This is a genomic window from Ferdinandcohnia jepli, from assembly GCF_047246645.1.
Taxonomy (GTDB): Bacteria; Bacillota; Bacilli; order Bacillales; family Bacillaceae_L; genus Ferdinandcohnia.
In genome coordinates, this window is the sequence record NZ_JBFOKR010000018.1 from 58,693 (window position 1) to 74,184 (window position 15,492).

A 15,492-nucleotide genomic window follows, 5' to 3' on the forward strand; every position below is an offset into this window, starting at 1 on the left:
ATTATAGCACCAAAAAATCAAATGTATATAGACAATTTTCTATTTTTTTACTCTAAATGTATTTACTTCCTTCTCTTATACTCAATTTCGGTAAATTGTTTAGTTGAATGAAGCTGCGGACTGATTCTGGATTAGTTTTCGAATACTCTCTTAACGCCCAGCCAATGGCCTTTTGAATAAAGAATTCTTTACTTGCTGCATTTGCAAGTATGTAACGATATAAAAGCTCTGCGTCTGTACGTACTTTATACTTAAGTTGAAAAAGTATTGATGAACGGGATAACCATATATGGTCACCGTATGCCCACCCTTCAATATATTCCGCAATTACTTCAGGTGTTTCTTTTGCAACCTTACCTACTAAATGTGGTGCAAGCACATCCACTGTATCCCACCAAGATTTGGTTGTAATAAGGTTTTCTAGAAATGGTAAGTGTTCTTTATTAATCTTTTTTATCGATTTTTGCATATAATCGAGGGCTGCATTTTGATATTCTCGCTCATCTTTTTCCCATAAAAGCTCTACAAAAGAGGGTTGGAAATCCTGTTTTAAGACACCAGTTTCTGTATAAAACCTCTTCATTAACTCTCTTCGTAATGGCGTCTTAATACCAAGAAATAGGAACTTGTTTTTCATATAGTTCTGCATAGGGATGGCGTTTTCCTGATTACGATGTTCTTCAAATAAACGAACGATTAAGTCAATCATTTTTAAACTCCTTATTAGAAAAACACGATTTCCCGCCCATGACGGCAGAAATCGATGTCTTTTCTTATAATTTAATCCTTTCAAGGAAGTTAACCTTTCTTAAAGTATAAAAAATGGGACAGACAAGCTGTCCCATAACTGGTTATACAGATAGAATTTCTTCAATTTGTTGAAGTGTGTCTTCACTTAAAACAACACCAGATGCTTTCACGTTTTCTTCCAATTGCTCTGGTCGACTTGCACCTACTAATGCACTTGCTACATTTGGTTGACGTAGAATCCATGCTATCGCAAGTTGTGATAAAGAAAGATTCTCATTTTCTGCAATACCCTTCAATAATTCAACCTTATCGAGGTTCGCATCATTTAGAACACCAAATAAGTCACCTAACTTCTCTTGTGAAGCACGGCTACCAGCAGGAACTGCCTCACCTTTTTTATACTTTCCAGTCAGCACACCTTGTGCTAGTGGTGAAAATACAACTTGTCCAATCCCATGCTTCTCACTAACAGGAATAATTTCTTTTTCAATATAACGGTGAAGCATACTGTAGTTCGGCTGATTTACGACGATACGATCTAATAGCTTTTTATCAGCAAGATGCACTGCTTCCGAGATTTGTTCCGGAGTCCATTCACTAACACCTACATACAACACTTTTCCTTGTCGTACAAGGTCATCAAGAGCACGTAATGTTTCTTCAAGAGGTGTTTCTGTATGGAAGCGATGACAATAATAGATATCAATATAGTCAGTTCCAAGTCTTTTTAAACTTGCATGACATTGTTCCATGATATGCTTACGAGACAACCCAGAATCATTTGGTCCATCCCCCATCTTTCCAAAGACCTTTGTTGCCAGAACATAAGAACTTCTATCATATTTGCTTAATGCTTTACCAACAACCTTTTCAGCCTCACCGCGCATATACACGTTTGCTGTGTCGAAGAAGTTAATTCCTAGTTCATATGCTTTATCAATAGATGAAGCTGCATTTTGCTCTTCAACATACCCACCATATGTTAACCAGCTTCCAAGGCTAATTTCACTTACCTTAAGACCAGTATCTCCAAGACGACGATATTCCATAGTCATGAGCTCCTTTATGTATGTATTTAAAATCATCTTTTATTTTACCACTTAAAGGAATTTTTCTCATTTTTAAAGTATTAAAAACTTAATAGATTCATAGAAAGTACATAAAATCTAATTTAGATTTGCAAATCCAATTATTTTAAAGTCTAAACCCTCTTTTTCAAAAGTGTATTCATATGTATGTACTAAATCCTGTTCAGGATGTTTTCCTTTGATAGTCATCTCATATTCGTCAAAATTTCTTTTAAATTCAAGGACTTCGATTTTTTCTAACGGTTCAACAGTTGGGTATTGATTAATTATAGAATACGAGGCGGCCATATCCTTTACCACAGCATCTTTCGCAAGCTTGTCACGTTCTTCGCTGTCTATTTCAGTATCCGAAAGTTGATGATAAAGCTCGATCTTTTCCACCCCTACTTTTTTTAAATAGTTGTCGGTATAAAAATAAGGTGTGAAAAGCTCATGTGTAAAGAAAAGGAGAAGAAGAAAGCTGGAAATAAGTTGAATATGTAATGTAAAGCGAAATGTCGATATCCTCTTATTTACTTTATTAACTCCCAAAACTATAAGGATAATTGCTAAAATTAGAAAAATGTAATCAATAATGTAGTGGAAATAAAGAAAGTCTAAATAGTGTTCATTTTTTAGGTAAATCACAAACAAAAATACTGCAAGTAAAAATGAAAAGGTTTTATTAATAAGTTCATGCATAGTATACTCCTTTCAAACTGTGAATCTTATTGCGCACTCATTCCCTTGCGTGTAAGACTTCAAGTCCAGACATCATTATAATAAAGAAAGCAGAGAGTTATAAGCTAATTGCAGCTTTCGATTAATATATGATTTTTTAGATGTAGGTACTTCTTTTTCTTCTCCAGATAAATACGCCTGAATTGGCCCAGCGTATTCTAACTTCATAGTTTCATAATTTATGATATCGCTAGGACGAGCAAAACATGCCGGCTTATCATTTATGGAAAATCCTCCGCGCATTAATACAGTTGCTACAAACTGAGAGCAGAAAAAGGCATTTTTATTTTGTATCTTTGTTTTTAACAAGATTCCAAAAAGTCCAATCAGATTGTATTTGTACTTCTCGCGTGTTTCTTCAATCTCCTTAATAAAACCGATCATGTTAGAATATTCTTCCTCTGACACAGTGAAACTATAAATAGCACAAGTTGCATTTTGGAAGAGCTTCCCCTTTAAATCTTCTTGCACAAACCCACCAATAAATGGGTTGTGAGGTCTTTTTCTCCCGAAACTATAAGTTGTATCGAGATTATCTGTAAAAGAAATAGACGCATGATTTAATTGCTCTTTCGTAAACATTTTTATCATTCTAGTAAATAATGTACCTGTATCAGAAAGTATTATATAAACCTTCATTTTAATCCCCCAACAATCTTATATGACTTATTCTTATACCATCATAGTAAAAGCAGGTAACTAGTTGAATAAGCTAGAGATATATTTTTAACTAGGACCTGCGATGTACGTTAGGTCCTTTTCCCCTAAGAAAAGATTATAGGAGAAATGTCATATTTAATAGTTACTTCAGTCATATATCCAGTCATATATTTATTCTGTGTTCTACATGATTAGACGCTCCAAGACGAAAATTGTTACGTGTTCTACTATAATTCAACAAAAATTGAGTTTTTCCTTCTTATATAGTGATAATGGCGTGAGAAGTAACGTTTACGAAATGTTCACATCAATACCTTCTAAAATAAGTTAAAATGGTAACATAATAATGTGAAGGTTTTCACAAAAACTTCTTTAGAAAGGACCATTCCAACATGTCTCTGCATACACCAGATCAGATCGTAGATATTACGGTTAAGAACGGAATTAAAAAGACTAGTTATCCCATTTGGACTACACTTATTTTAGGCTTTCAAGCTGGAGCATTTATCTCCTTAGGCTTTTTACTTTATATAAGGGTGACTGCCCCTTTACCTGAGAGTCTTGCTAGTATTAGTTCAATACTTGGAGCTTCCGTCTTTCCACTTGGCCTTATTCTTACATTAATTGCAGGTGGAGAGCTATTAACCGGTAATATGATGGTTGTTCCCCTTGCACGCTTGGCACAAAAAATTCAAACAAAACAGCTCATCCATAATTGGTTTTTGATTACACTTAGTAACTTTTTAGGTGCGATTTTTGTTGCATATTTCTTTGGTCATGTTGTTGGTTTAACCGAAACTGGCGCGTATTTAGAAAGTACGGTTCATATCGCCGAACATAAAATAAATGCTAGCTTCCTGCAGGCATTTGTATCAGGAATCGGCTGCAACTGGCTTGTTGCTGCTGCGGTTTGGTTGGCATATGGAAGTAACGATATGATAGGGAAAATTGCTGGAATATGGTTCCCAACAATGGCATTTGTTGCGATTGGCTTTCAACACGTTGTTGCAAATATGTTTGTTATACCGGCAGCAATCTTCGCTGGACACTTCAGTTGGGCCGATTATATTGGTAATTTCATTCCTGTATTTTTAGGAAATGCCGTTGGTGGAGCACTATTCATTGGAACGGCATACTGGTACGCATATAAGAAGCAGGATTATAGAGTTATCGAAGGAACAAAACAGACAGAACTTGTTGAGAAAAAAATGAGTGTTTAATATAGAAAAACTCCATGGGATTATCCATGGAGTTCGTTCGTCTTATACAATTACTTCTATCTTTTTAAAATTCTTTTCGAATTCTTCAATACTACAAGGCTTTCCAAAGTAATATCCTTGGACATATTGACAATCCTGGTCACTCAAAAATGAAAGCTCTTCTTTTGTTTCAACACCTTCTGCTATCACTTCCATTTTTAGATGTTGTGCCATTTTTATCATGGCAATTGTAATTCCAGCATTTTCAGAATGGGATGAAATGTTTTGAATAAACATCCGGTCAATTTTAATTCCATCAAGATTAAATGTTTTTAAGTAATTGAAGGACGAATAGCCTGTCCCAAAATCATCAATAAAAATTTTAATCCCCAAGTTTTTTAATTCTACTAGTGTCTCAAGTATATATTCTTCATTCTTCATTAACGAGTTTTCGGTAATTTCAAGCTCTAGCCATTTACCTTCTAACTCATATTCTTCAAGTAAATTTCTTACATCTTTTGCAAAATCAGTTTGTAAAAAACGTTGTGAGCTAATATTAACGCTTATGGGTATTAGTGGAATGCCCTCTTCCCGCCAAGCTATTAGCTGCTCACACACTTTCCTCTTCATCCATTTACCTAAATGTACAATTAGACCTGTTTCCTCAGCTAATGGAATAAATTCGGCTGGAGAGATAAGTCCGAATTTTGGATGGTTCCAACGAATTAACGCTTCTGCACCGACAGTTTCTCCCGTAACTGTATTAACTCGAGGTTGAAAATAGGCTACGAACTCTTTGTTTAATATAGCTTTACGCAAATCTCGTTCCAGTAAGAAAGACTGATAGTTTCTTTCATCCATAGAGTTTGTATATATTTGGTACATATTTCGACCTAAATCCTTTGCCCGGTATAAAGCAATATCGGCTTTTTTCATCAGGTCAACAACAGAAGTTCCCGCTGAAGGGTAAAAACTGATTCCGATACTAGCAGAGACTAAAAGTTCATGGTCTTCAATATAAAATGGAGATGTTAGATTTTGTAAAATGATGTTTGCCAGATTGATGACTTCTTGCTGTTTTGTTACTGTCGGGTATACAAGCATAAACTCATCCCCACCCATACGAGCTACAAATTGTTTGCCTTTTTGAAGGCTATTTTCTAGTCGTTTTGAAATTAATTCTAAAAGTCTGTCTCCGATTAAATGGCCTAGGGTATCATTTATTTTTTTAAAGCGGTCTAAATCAATAAACATTACAGCTAATTGGTCATTTTCGTCAGCTGAAAGCAATGAATCCTGTAATTTTTGTTCAATCCATCTTCTATTTGGAAGTTTCGTTAATTCATCATGGTGAGCTAAATATGCATTTAGTTCTTGGTTCTTTTTCTGATTTGTAATATCTTTACCAATCGAATAGACTCCGTTAATCTCATTCTCAATTATGATCGGAAGAAACGTAATATTAAGGAATAACCGCTCCCCTTGTTGATTGATTATTTCAATTTCGAAATTTTGAGGATTACCTTTTATAGCTTTTTCAAAATACTCGTTTCTACTTTCTACATATTTTTCGACGATAAGATCAACTGTACTTCCATTAGGAATCGTTTCTATTGAATAACCAAATATTTCACAGGCTCTTGGATTCATGTCAACTATTTCACCATTTGCATTATAGGTAATAACAGTATCCTGACTATGCTCAAATAGTGATTGGTAATGTTGGAGGTTAAGCTTAAGCTCATTTTGAGTAGATCGTAATTCTGTAATGTCATGTACAGACCCTACAATTTCAATTACATCGTCTCCTTCAAAAATCGGAGATACATCAACATATACAAGCTTTCCGCGCAACTCGATTTCATAGTTAACTCGATTTCCTTCAAACGCACGAGTGTAATGATAGTTTTTAATTTTAGCCATTTCGCAAGGAAATATTTCCTGCGGGGTCTTATTAAACATCGAAATTGTATTTGCACCAATTTCATCCATTAATTTTCCTTCAGCTATCGTATAAACGATCCGACCATCCTCTGTTTTGCTCATTTTAAAAATACCATTTTGGAGGTTTTTTATTGTACTGATAAAATCATTTTTCATAGCTTCTTTAAGCTCTACTTCCATTTTTACTTTATCAGTTATATCTGTTCGGACGCTAACATATTGATAGGGTTTTCCATTATCACCCATGAAAGGTACGATCGTTGTCCCAACCCAGTATAAGCTGCCATCCTTCGCTTTGTTTTGGATTTCACCCTTCCAAATCTTGCCGTTTCCAATAGTTTTCCACATATTTTGAAAAAATTCTTTTGAATGGTAACCCGAATTTAATATTCGATGATTTTGACCAATGAGTTCTTCTTCGCTGTACTTTGACAATTCGCAAAACTTTTGATTAACAAGGGTGATTGTTCCTTTTGCATCAGTTATCGCAATAATGGTTGATTCATCAAGAGCAAATTTGATATCTGCTACTTCCTGGTTTAACATTCTTAATTGTTCAGTCAGATTCTTCTCTTCTAGAATCTCTTTTACAAGAATTACATTGAATTCTTCATTATCTACATGAATTATATTGGTGGAGATCTCAACAGGAATAAGAGTATTGTTAAATCTTAACCCGTGGATTGTTCTCATAATCTCTCCATCTCTATACTGAAAGCCAGGAAGTAATGTTTGAAGGTTATCATCAAATGAACTGTTTTTGTATTGAAACAAATTCCTTGCTTTTGGATTAAGATAAATAATTTGGCCAATTATATTAACAACTAATAGTGAATCACTTATGTTCTCAAATAAATCGATAAAAGCTTCAAGTTTTTCTACCGGCTGTGTTATGTGTTTTTGCATGTAAATCCCCCGTGAGTGTTGTGCCAATTTCATTTTTAATTACTAATCCACATTTTCTATCAAAAATCACAATCTGTATAGTACTAATTCAATAGGAATGTTCTCCTATTTTATTGTATTGAATAATTTCCATTATGGGAAGAAATAGTAAGAAATAAATTGATAGAAAGGATGGACACAATAATGGAGAAAGATGAAAATGGACACTTAAAAAATCAGGTAATGTACATAACAAATACCGCATACGAAGAACTTCACTCAGGAGATAATCACACAGATGCAGGTAATACTCTAGAAGAAGAAGCTAGAGATGAGAGCTTAAAGGCAGATTTAAATAAGAGATAATGACAAAAGGAAGTGCTTGATCCATAGGACCAAGCACTTTTGCGTTTCATATTAAGTTTAATACTCCACATCAAAAGATGAACAAAGGCTTTTTAATGTATGAAGTCTAGCGGTAAAAATAAATAAGTCATTGTAATTTCTGTCTACATACTCAGAAATAACATTCATCCCTTGGACAAACCTATCCACCAATATAAAAGTATATCTTTCATTCCATCTATATTGATTGATCCTTAAGAGTTCGTCAGCAATCAACTGAAACTTATATTCTTCTACAAGTAATTTTAATTGATATAACTTATCGGGAGATTCAATATAGCTTTTATTTCTATTTTGATAATTTGAATGAACAAATTTTATAAAACTATCAATATTTTCTGCTAGCATTATCGCTATTTTCATCTCGACATTCATGCTATCATCTCCTCAATAATAAAAACAGACTCATATATATGAGTATTCTTTGGGTGTGTATTGGATTTGGTTCTTGCGATACACGCTCTTCTACTTTTTGATTAAGCGTGTATTGAATCTGGCTCTTGCGATACACGCTCTTCTACTTTTCGTTCAAGCGTGTATCGAATCCACCTTTTGCGATACACGCTTTTCTACTTTTCAGTCAAGCGTGTATCAAATCCACCTTTTTGCCATACACGCTCTTCTACTTTTCGCTCAAGCCTGCTTCATTCCCATAGCACTTCCATCTCAAAAAAACCGACACTAGTACCACCCAATTTGTAAAACTTTCTTTTTGTTATAAATATATGTAGAACTTCATCACATAATGAGAGATTTAAATAGGATATAATGAACAATTTTTAAGAGAAGAGTAAAAGTTAGATGTTTTTTTATGTGGAATAAATAAATAACGCCCTTTTTCTCTGAAGTTTAGACACATATTTTTACCATTTACACTCTGTTTATCTATTGAATTTCAATTCTTTTAAACTACAATAGAAATATAAAGTTTGTGCTTCATTTCACAAACTTAACACTGTATATGTAGTCTTACTATAAAAACAGAAAGTAGTGATGTAAAATGGCTAATATTTTAATAGTACGTGCACACCCTTTAAATGAAAGTGTATCAAGATCGATGCTTGTAACAGATGCTTTTGTTGAAGCATATAAACTACACCATCCAGAAGATTTAATTGAAGACATTAATCTGTATGAAATGAATGTACCTGAAATTGATAAGGATTTATTAAATGCCTGGGCAGATTTAGGAAAAGGAAAACCTTTCTATACACTAACTGAATCACAGCAGCACAAAGTTACCTTGTTTAATTCGTTTACAGAAGGATTCCTTCAACAAGATAAAATTGTTATCGCCAATCCGCTATGGAATTTAAGCATCCCTACTCGATTAAAGGCATGGTTCGATACAATTACTGTTGCGGGAAAAACATTTGGCTATACAGAAACTGGATCTGTCGGCCTACTTCAAGGGAAAAAAGCATTACATATTCAAGCGAATGGTGGTTTTTATAATGGTGCTGATCCAGCAAGCCAGTATGTAAAAACCCTATTAATGTTTTTAGGCATTACAGATTATCATCAACTGTTTGTTGAAGGTATGGATCATGCCCCTGACAAGGCACCAGAAATTGTTAGCGCAGCAATTGATAAAGCAAAAGAACTAGCGACAGCTTTTTAAAATAGTGAAAATGTGGCGCATGAACCAACATTCATGTGCTTTTTCTATATTGATAATTCATTTCCATACGATGGCACTACGATACTCACAACCTTTGTACTACCTGCATCCCACACATTGATTACCAACCTCTCATAAAATAAAGGGTATTTTACTTAATTGTATATTAGAGAGGTGAGAAAATGACAGAAAGAATGTTCAATATCATCTTAGCTTCAGTTATCACATTTCTGTTAGGCTGCGCAGTATTCTTTTATGTGACCGAAGACAAAGCCAAACCTGTTGCATCTCAGCCTGAAAATGTTATTGATTCAACACCTCCTCCTTCTACCCCAACGGATAATAAAGATACCAGTCCACCTGCTTCTGATGAAAACGAAAACCAACCGAAGAATGAAGAACCTGAAGGAAACAATAACAATGAAAATGAAGAAAAAAGTCAAAACAAAAATGATAAAAGTAAGGATATGCCGGAAATTGTATGGGGAATTGATTCGGCCAGTGAAACATCGGGAGATTTTTATGCATGTGTAAAGGATAACTTTGGTGACCCGGGTATTATTGGACGTTATTTGGGGGATCGTGAAGATATTTCCAAAGGGTTAACGTCTGAGCAAATAGAGATTATTCACGGTGAAGGTGATTTTATCCTTCCTATTTATAATCACTTTAATGATGCTACAGGTTATGATAACGGCGTGGCACATGCAAAAGAAGCCATCAAAATTGCTTCAGATCTGGGAATACTTGAGGGTGTCGCATTATTTGCAGACATCGAACCTGATTATCCAGTAGATTCAGAGTTTATCAAGGGATGGTTCGATACCATTAGTGAATCACAGTACAAATCAGGTATTTATGGCGTTTTTGATCCTGAACACGCTTTATTTGAAGCGTATAATGCTGCAGTAGAAAGTAACAAATCCATTTTGGAAAATAATTATATTTGGACTGCTGCACCGAGTGTTGGCATTACTGTTGAAAGTGAAGCACCTGAATTTAAACCAGCTGCTCCTGAAGGTTCACTTGCATGGGGATGGCAATATGGTTTAGACGCAGACACTTGTAATATAGATACAAACTTATTTAAAAGTGAGCTAGTTAACGTTCTCTGGGGACCTAAAAATTGATAGCAAAATGCCCAACACGTAAATGGTGTTGGGCATTACTATTAAGTTCCGCAAAATGTTCGATATGGCTTATTAGTTGAATCGGGTAATTTGCAATACTCTTCTTGTTCAGGTGTATGAGCAAATGGATACGAAAGAACGGTAAGCAGTTGATCTATTACACTGTAATCCCCTCTATTTACTGCTGCCTCAATTGCTTCTTCGACTCTATGGTTACGAGGAATAACACCAGGGTTAGACTGTTGCATTAGCTGAAAAGACTCTTCTCTTGTTTTATCTTGTTGATTTAATCTTGCCTGCCATTGCTCATACCATTTGGAAAACTCCTGTGTTCCATACATCGGTGTCTCCTGCGCATTATCAAATGTAAGTGCTCTGAATGTATTTGTATAATCTGCTTGATGATTTTTCATAATCTCAAGTAAATCTTTAATAAGGGTTTCATCTTCACTATTCTCAGTAAAGATTCCAAGTTTTGCTCTCATCCCTGCAAACCAATTTTTAAAATATTGCTTTGAATAATCATTAATCGCAGTCTCAGCGATTTTAACAGCTTGTTCTTGTTCATCATGTAATAACGGTAAAAGACTCTCAGCAAATCGAGCCAGATTCCATGAACCAATATAGGGCTGGTTGCCATAAGCATAGCGTCCTTGTGAATCAATCGAACTAAATACGGTTCCTGGATCGTAAGTATCCATGAATGCACAAGGACCATAGTCAATTGTCTCGCCACTAATTGTCATGTTATCAGTGTTCATAACACCATGTATAAAGCCTACCAATTGCCACTTTGCAATAAGTGATGCCTGACGTTTTATGACTTCTATTAAAAGAGATAAATACGGATTTTCATCGTTTTTACTCTCTGGATAATGACGGTCAATTGCATAATCTGCAAGAGCTCGAAGGTCCTCTACATTACCCTTTCCAGCAGCATATTCAAATGTTCCAACTCGCAAATGACTTGCTGCTACTCGAGTTAAAATAGCGCCTTGTAACTGATTTTCCCGGTAGACAGGTTCACCTGTTTCAACGACGGCTAAACTTCGAGTGGTAGGAATTCCGAGGCCATGCATCGCTTCACTGATGATATACTCACGCAGCATAGGACCAAGTGCAGCACGACCATCTCCACCGCGAGAATAAGGAGTTCGGCCAGAGCCTTTCAATTGGATATCGAATCGCTCAAGATCTGGAGTAATTTGTTCACCTATTAGTAATGCACGCCCATCCCCCAGCATTGTAAAATGTCCGAATTGATGACCAGCATAAGCTTGTGCAAGAGGTGAAGCTCCTTCTGGAAAAGAGTTCCCTGCAAGAACCTCCACTCCTTCATCACTTTCAAGTGCCTCCACGTTTAGACCTAGCTGTTGCGTTAATTCCTTATTTAGTTTAATGATCTTTGGATCACGTACGGGATTGGGGTTCATCTTACTATAAAATGCATCCGGCAAGCGGATATAACTATTATCAAAATTCCAACCTGTTTTATTCATTATAAACTCCTTTAAATTCATAGAGATATACTTATTATGTATCTTTATAGTAACACTACGTATGTTGTTTTGTGGTTATTTTTGCCATAGTTTTTTAAAGGAACATATAACATTTGTGGTTAAAAATATTTTTTATAAGGTTGTTTCTTTATTATTTATCATTGTATTGTTTACAAAGATAAGTGATTTCCACTCCTGGCACTCGCTTTCCGCGGGCGGTCCGTGGGCCTCCTCGTCGCAGGCTCCTGCGGGTCTCACCTGGCCACGCTTTTCCCGCTGGAGTCTCGTGCCATCCGTTCCAATCACTCTTCTGAAAAATATAATCTCTAGGTTAAAAACAGCCTAATTAAAAAAACACCTGTCTCCGCAAAGTTAACGAATACAGGCGCTTTATTTTAGTAGTTCTCTCAATTCATCTTTGTTATTTACAAGGTCTTCTAACGTATATCCATTTAAAACTCCAATAAAAGCTTGCAATGCTTCATATAGAGCGTGTTTTAATTTACAAGTGGGCGAGATGGCACAATAACTGCCTCCATGTTTAAAACAATCGACGATTTGAAAATCCTCTTCAGTTTGAGAAACGACCTTTCCGATATTAATTTCTCCTGGGCTTTTGGCAAGTCTTATTCCCCCACTACGGCCTCTAATCGTTTCTATATAACCAAGTTGTCCTAAGTGATGAATAATTTTCATTAAATGGTTTTTTGAAATAGTATATGCATCCGCTATTTCTTGGATGGTACTCAATTCCTGCGGGCTTTTAAGTGATAAGTAAATTAATACACGTAGAGAATAATCCGTGTAGTTTGTTAATCTCATCTTATACAATACTCCTTATTTTACGATTATCTGTAGGTATTATAGCATATTATTCTATTTCTCTTTTAAAATGTGACAACTTTTCAAAAGATGTATTTGAAGTGTTTCTTTTATTAACACTATCGTTATATTATTAAACATGTAAATTAAATATATCTTTAAGTGAAGGTGATGACATCATGTTAAATCAAAAGACAATCGATATTATCAAGAGTACCGTTCCAGTACTTGAAAAGCATGGAACAGATATTACAAGCCGTTTTTACAAAATTATGTTTAGTAACCATCCTGAATTATTAAATATTTTTAATCATGCAAATCAAAGACAAGGACGTCAGCAAACTGCCCTAGCAAATACTGTATATGCAGCTGCTGCAAATATTGATAACCTAGGGGCTATTATCCCAGTTGTAAAACAAATTGGCCAAAAACACCGTGCGCTCGGTATTAAAGCTGAGCATTATCCAATTGTTGGTGAAAACTTGTTAGCAGCGATTAAAGACGTATTAGGCGATGCTGCATCTGACGATATTATTAATGCATGGGCAGAAGCTTATGGAGTTATCGCAGATGCATTCATTGGAATTGAAAAAGAAATGTATGATGAAGCAAAAGCTCAGCCAGGTGGTTGGGAAGGATTTAGAAACTTCGTAGTTGATCGTAAAGTACAAGAAAGCGATGTAATCACTTCCTTCTATTTAAAACCTGAAGATGGAAAAGAAATTGCATCTTATCAAGCAGGTCAATATATTACAGTAAAAGTAAAACCAGATGACCAAATGTATACACATATGCGTCACTATAGTTTATCTGATGCTCCTGGAAAAGAATATTATCGAATAAGTGTAAAGCGTGAAGAATATGGTGTAGTGTCTACATACCTGCATCAAGATGTAAACGAAGGCGATATTATCACTCTGAGTGCTCCTGCTGGCGACTTTGTACTTGAACAAAAGGAAAATACGGCAGTATTAATTAGCGGTGGAGTTGGTTTAACTCCAATGGTAAGCATGTTAAATACCATTATTGAACAACAGCCTGCTCGTGAAGTAGTATTTATTCACGGTGCCCTTAATAGTCAGGTCCATGCAATGAAGGACCATGTTGCACAAGTGGCATCTGAACATTCTAATGTAAAGAACCTGGTAGTATATTCAAATCCAACTGACTCCGATAAGGAAACTAAAAACTTTGATAAAGAAGGATTTATTGATCTAGACCTTCTAAAATCAGTTATTGATGATAAACAAGCAGACTTCTACTTCTGTGGACCAACGCCGTTCATGAAGATGATGTACCGTAACCTCACAGAATTAGGTGTTTCTATAGAAAACATTCACTTTGAATTCTTTGGACCAGCTAGTGAACTCGAAGAAGAACTTGTAACTGCATAAATAAAGAAACCTGACTGCCAACTTAGTAAACTTTTACTGGTTAACGGTCAGGTTTTCCTTTTTTATTTAGCAACTTCAATAGCTACATGTGGCCTTCGAATCGGCAGTAAAGTTCCAATTAATGCAATGGCTGCACCAACCAATAATACATTAGAAGTACCAGTTAATGCTACTGTCGATAGCATAGCAAAAACAAGTAGATCCATGACAGAATCAATAATCGAAAGCAATGATATCGTGGTAGCCCGTACCTCAGAAGGAATGATATCGTTGCTTAATTGTGAATAGATTGGGTACCGAATTGCTCTAACAAGTTTTAACACAAAGAATGCACCTAAAATCGTTAAAAGTGACTGCTCAAATATAGCAGACACAAATAGTCCTGCTACTGCCAAGAGTCCAGTAGCATTCATCAGAAATATCCTGGAGAACTTATTCGTTAACCATCCAATTGAATTTGATGCAAAATACCCTAGTATCGACGCACATGCATAAATGATTCCTATGTACATAACAGGAAGGCCAGCATTCTTCATTAATGGCTGATCAAAATATTCATACACCGCGCCAGCTGGAATAAATACCAAAGTAACGTTTAAGAACATAATTAGTAGATATGGAGCGCTTCGAATAACTTGTAACCCATTTTTAACTTGAGTAAAAGGGTTCTCTCGATATGTAGACGCATTTGGTGGTTGTTTTACACGTAAAACCAGAATCAACTCAACCAGATAAAACAATACACCCAAAACTATTAACATAATAAACTGTTCATTTTTTAAATCTTTCGCTAAGTAAGCACCAAATAAAACAGCAAAAACCATAGAGATAAACCCGGCTGATTGGATGTGCCCCATTGCTTTATCCATTTTGTTTTCATTGTCACTTTCCTTCAATGAATCATAGATTAATGCTTCATCCGCACCTGAAAAGAAAGTTACCGAAAAACCATTGATAAAGCTATACAAGAAGAAAATCCATGGTTGATATGCCACTACTAATAATAAAATACTTACGATTTTAATTACGGTGCTAACTAAGAAAGATATCTTTGCTCCGTACCGATCCGCAAACACACCGGTAGGAACCTCCCCTATTAAAACCGCACCACTCCAAAACATTAGCACAATGAGAATTTCTGATGCTGATAACCCCCGCGATGTATAAAATAAAGTCAAAACGGGCGCTAAAAAGCTTATCGCTCCAAAAAAATGAATCCAATACATCACTTTAATGTTATGTCCGGCGAGAGTGCCTTTTAATTCTTTCATATTTATTATCTCCTACTCTTAAAAAGTTTTTAAATATAGTAAAGTAGGAGTAACCGATTAATTGTTCTATAGGAACGTTAAACGTTCACTCCTCCTATTTGGAC

At 35.4% G+C, this 15,492-nt stretch carries 14 protein-coding genes; 5 read left to right on the forward strand and 9 right to left on the reverse strand.

Going from position 1 to position 15,492, the window contains the following annotated elements; genetic code table 11:
- Positions 1-52 precede the first annotated feature (52 nt).
- The 4 genes from AB3M96_RS18530 to AB3M96_RS18545 all read right to left on the reverse strand — a co-directional run bounded on the left by AB3M96_RS18530 (position 53) and on the right by AB3M96_RS18545 (position 3,197).
- On the reverse strand, positions 53-709 hold the full coding sequence (locus tag AB3M96_RS18530; RefSeq protein ID WP_412969095.1) for a DNA alkylation repair protein: 657 nt from the start codon (positions 707-709) through the stop codon (positions 53-55).
- Between the two features lie 142 nt (positions 710-851).
- Positions 852-1,799, reverse strand: a complete 948-nt coding sequence (locus AB3M96_RS18535; RefSeq protein WP_412969096.1) for an aldo/keto reductase family protein — start codon at positions 1,797-1,799, stop codon at positions 852-854.
- A gap of 117 nt (positions 1,800-1,916) precedes the next feature.
- Positions 1,917-2,519: a hypothetical protein gene (locus AB3M96_RS18540; protein ID WP_412969097.1), complete on the reverse strand. Its 603-nt coding sequence runs from the start codon at positions 2,517-2,519 to the stop codon at positions 1,917-1,919.
- Positions 2,520-2,594: 75 nt separating this feature from the next.
- Positions 2,595-3,197 (reverse strand): hypothetical protein, encoded by a 603-nt coding sequence (locus AB3M96_RS18545; protein WP_412969098.1) that lies wholly within the window; start codon positions 3,195-3,197, stop codon positions 2,595-2,597.
- A 413-nt stretch (positions 3,198-3,610) separates the two neighbouring features.
- On the opposite strand from AB3M96_RS18545, the gene AB3M96_RS18550 reads away from it, so the two are divergent.
- Positions 3,611-4,438 carry a formate/nitrite transporter family protein gene (locus AB3M96_RS18550; RefSeq protein WP_412969099.1) on the forward strand — a complete coding sequence of 276 codons (828 nt, stop codon included), beginning with the start codon at positions 3,611-3,613 and terminating at the stop codon, positions 4,436-4,438.
- 42 nt (positions 4,439-4,480) lie between these two features.
- Here AB3M96_RS18550 and AB3M96_RS18555 read toward each other — a convergent pair whose 3' ends face one another.
- Entirely contained in the window at positions 4,481-7,267 is a 2,787-nt protein-coding gene (locus tag AB3M96_RS18555) for an EAL domain-containing protein (protein ID WP_412969100.1), read from the reverse strand.
- A 171-nt stretch (positions 7,268-7,438) separates the two neighbouring features.
- Here AB3M96_RS18555 and AB3M96_RS18560 point away from each other — a divergent pair, with 171 nt between their 5' ends.
- The gene (locus tag AB3M96_RS18560) at positions 7,439-7,612 is read left to right on the forward strand and encodes a hypothetical protein (RefSeq protein ID WP_412969101.1); all 174 of its coding nucleotides are present in this window, start codon (positions 7,439-7,441) and stop codon (positions 7,610-7,612) included.
- Positions 7,613-7,669: 57 nt separating this feature from the next.
- On the opposite strand, the gene AB3M96_RS18565 is transcribed toward AB3M96_RS18560, so the two are convergent.
- Positions 7,670-8,026, reverse strand: coding sequence for a hypothetical protein (locus AB3M96_RS18565; protein WP_412969102.1), 357 nt, complete (start codon positions 8,024-8,026; stop codon positions 7,670-7,672).
- A 625-nt stretch (positions 8,027-8,651) separates the two neighbouring features.
- On the opposite strand from AB3M96_RS18565, the gene AB3M96_RS18570 reads away from it, so the two are divergent.
- Both AB3M96_RS18570 and AB3M96_RS18575 read left to right on the forward strand, forming a co-directional pair.
- On the forward strand, positions 8,652-9,272 hold the full coding sequence (locus AB3M96_RS18570) for an NAD(P)H-dependent oxidoreductase (RefSeq protein WP_412969103.1): 621 nt from the start codon (positions 8,652-8,654) through the stop codon (positions 9,270-9,272).
- A gap of 182 nt (positions 9,273-9,454) precedes the next feature.
- A complete protein-coding gene (locus tag AB3M96_RS18575; RefSeq protein WP_412969104.1) occupies positions 9,455-10,402 on the forward strand; it encodes a glycoside hydrolase domain-containing protein in 948 nt (315 codons plus the stop codon).
- Positions 10,403-10,443: 41 nt separating this feature from the next.
- On the opposite strand, the gene AB3M96_RS18580 is transcribed toward AB3M96_RS18575, so the two are convergent.
- Positions 10,444-11,922: a protein adenylyltransferase SelO gene (locus AB3M96_RS18580; RefSeq protein ID WP_412969105.1), complete on the reverse strand. Its 1,479-nt coding sequence runs from the start codon at positions 11,920-11,922 to the stop codon at positions 10,444-10,446.
- A 369-nt stretch (positions 11,923-12,291) separates the two neighbouring features.
- Entirely contained in the window at positions 12,292-12,723 is a 432-nt protein-coding gene (locus tag AB3M96_RS18585; RefSeq protein WP_412969106.1) for an Rrf2 family transcriptional regulator, read from the reverse strand.
- Between the two features lie 179 nt (positions 12,724-12,902).
- On the opposite strand from AB3M96_RS18585, the gene hmpA reads away from it, so the two are divergent.
- Complete coding sequence (hmpA, locus tag AB3M96_RS18590; protein WP_412969107.1) at positions 12,903-14,117, forward strand: NO-inducible flavohemoprotein; 1,215 nt, start codon at positions 12,903-12,905, stop codon at positions 14,115-14,117.
- A gap of 62 nt (positions 14,118-14,179) precedes the next feature.
- On the opposite strand, the gene AB3M96_RS18595 is transcribed toward hmpA, so the two are convergent.
- Entirely contained in the window at positions 14,180-15,388 is a 1,209-nt protein-coding gene (locus AB3M96_RS18595) for an MFS transporter (protein WP_412969108.1), read from the reverse strand.
- Positions 15,389-15,492: the final 104 nt, after the last annotated feature.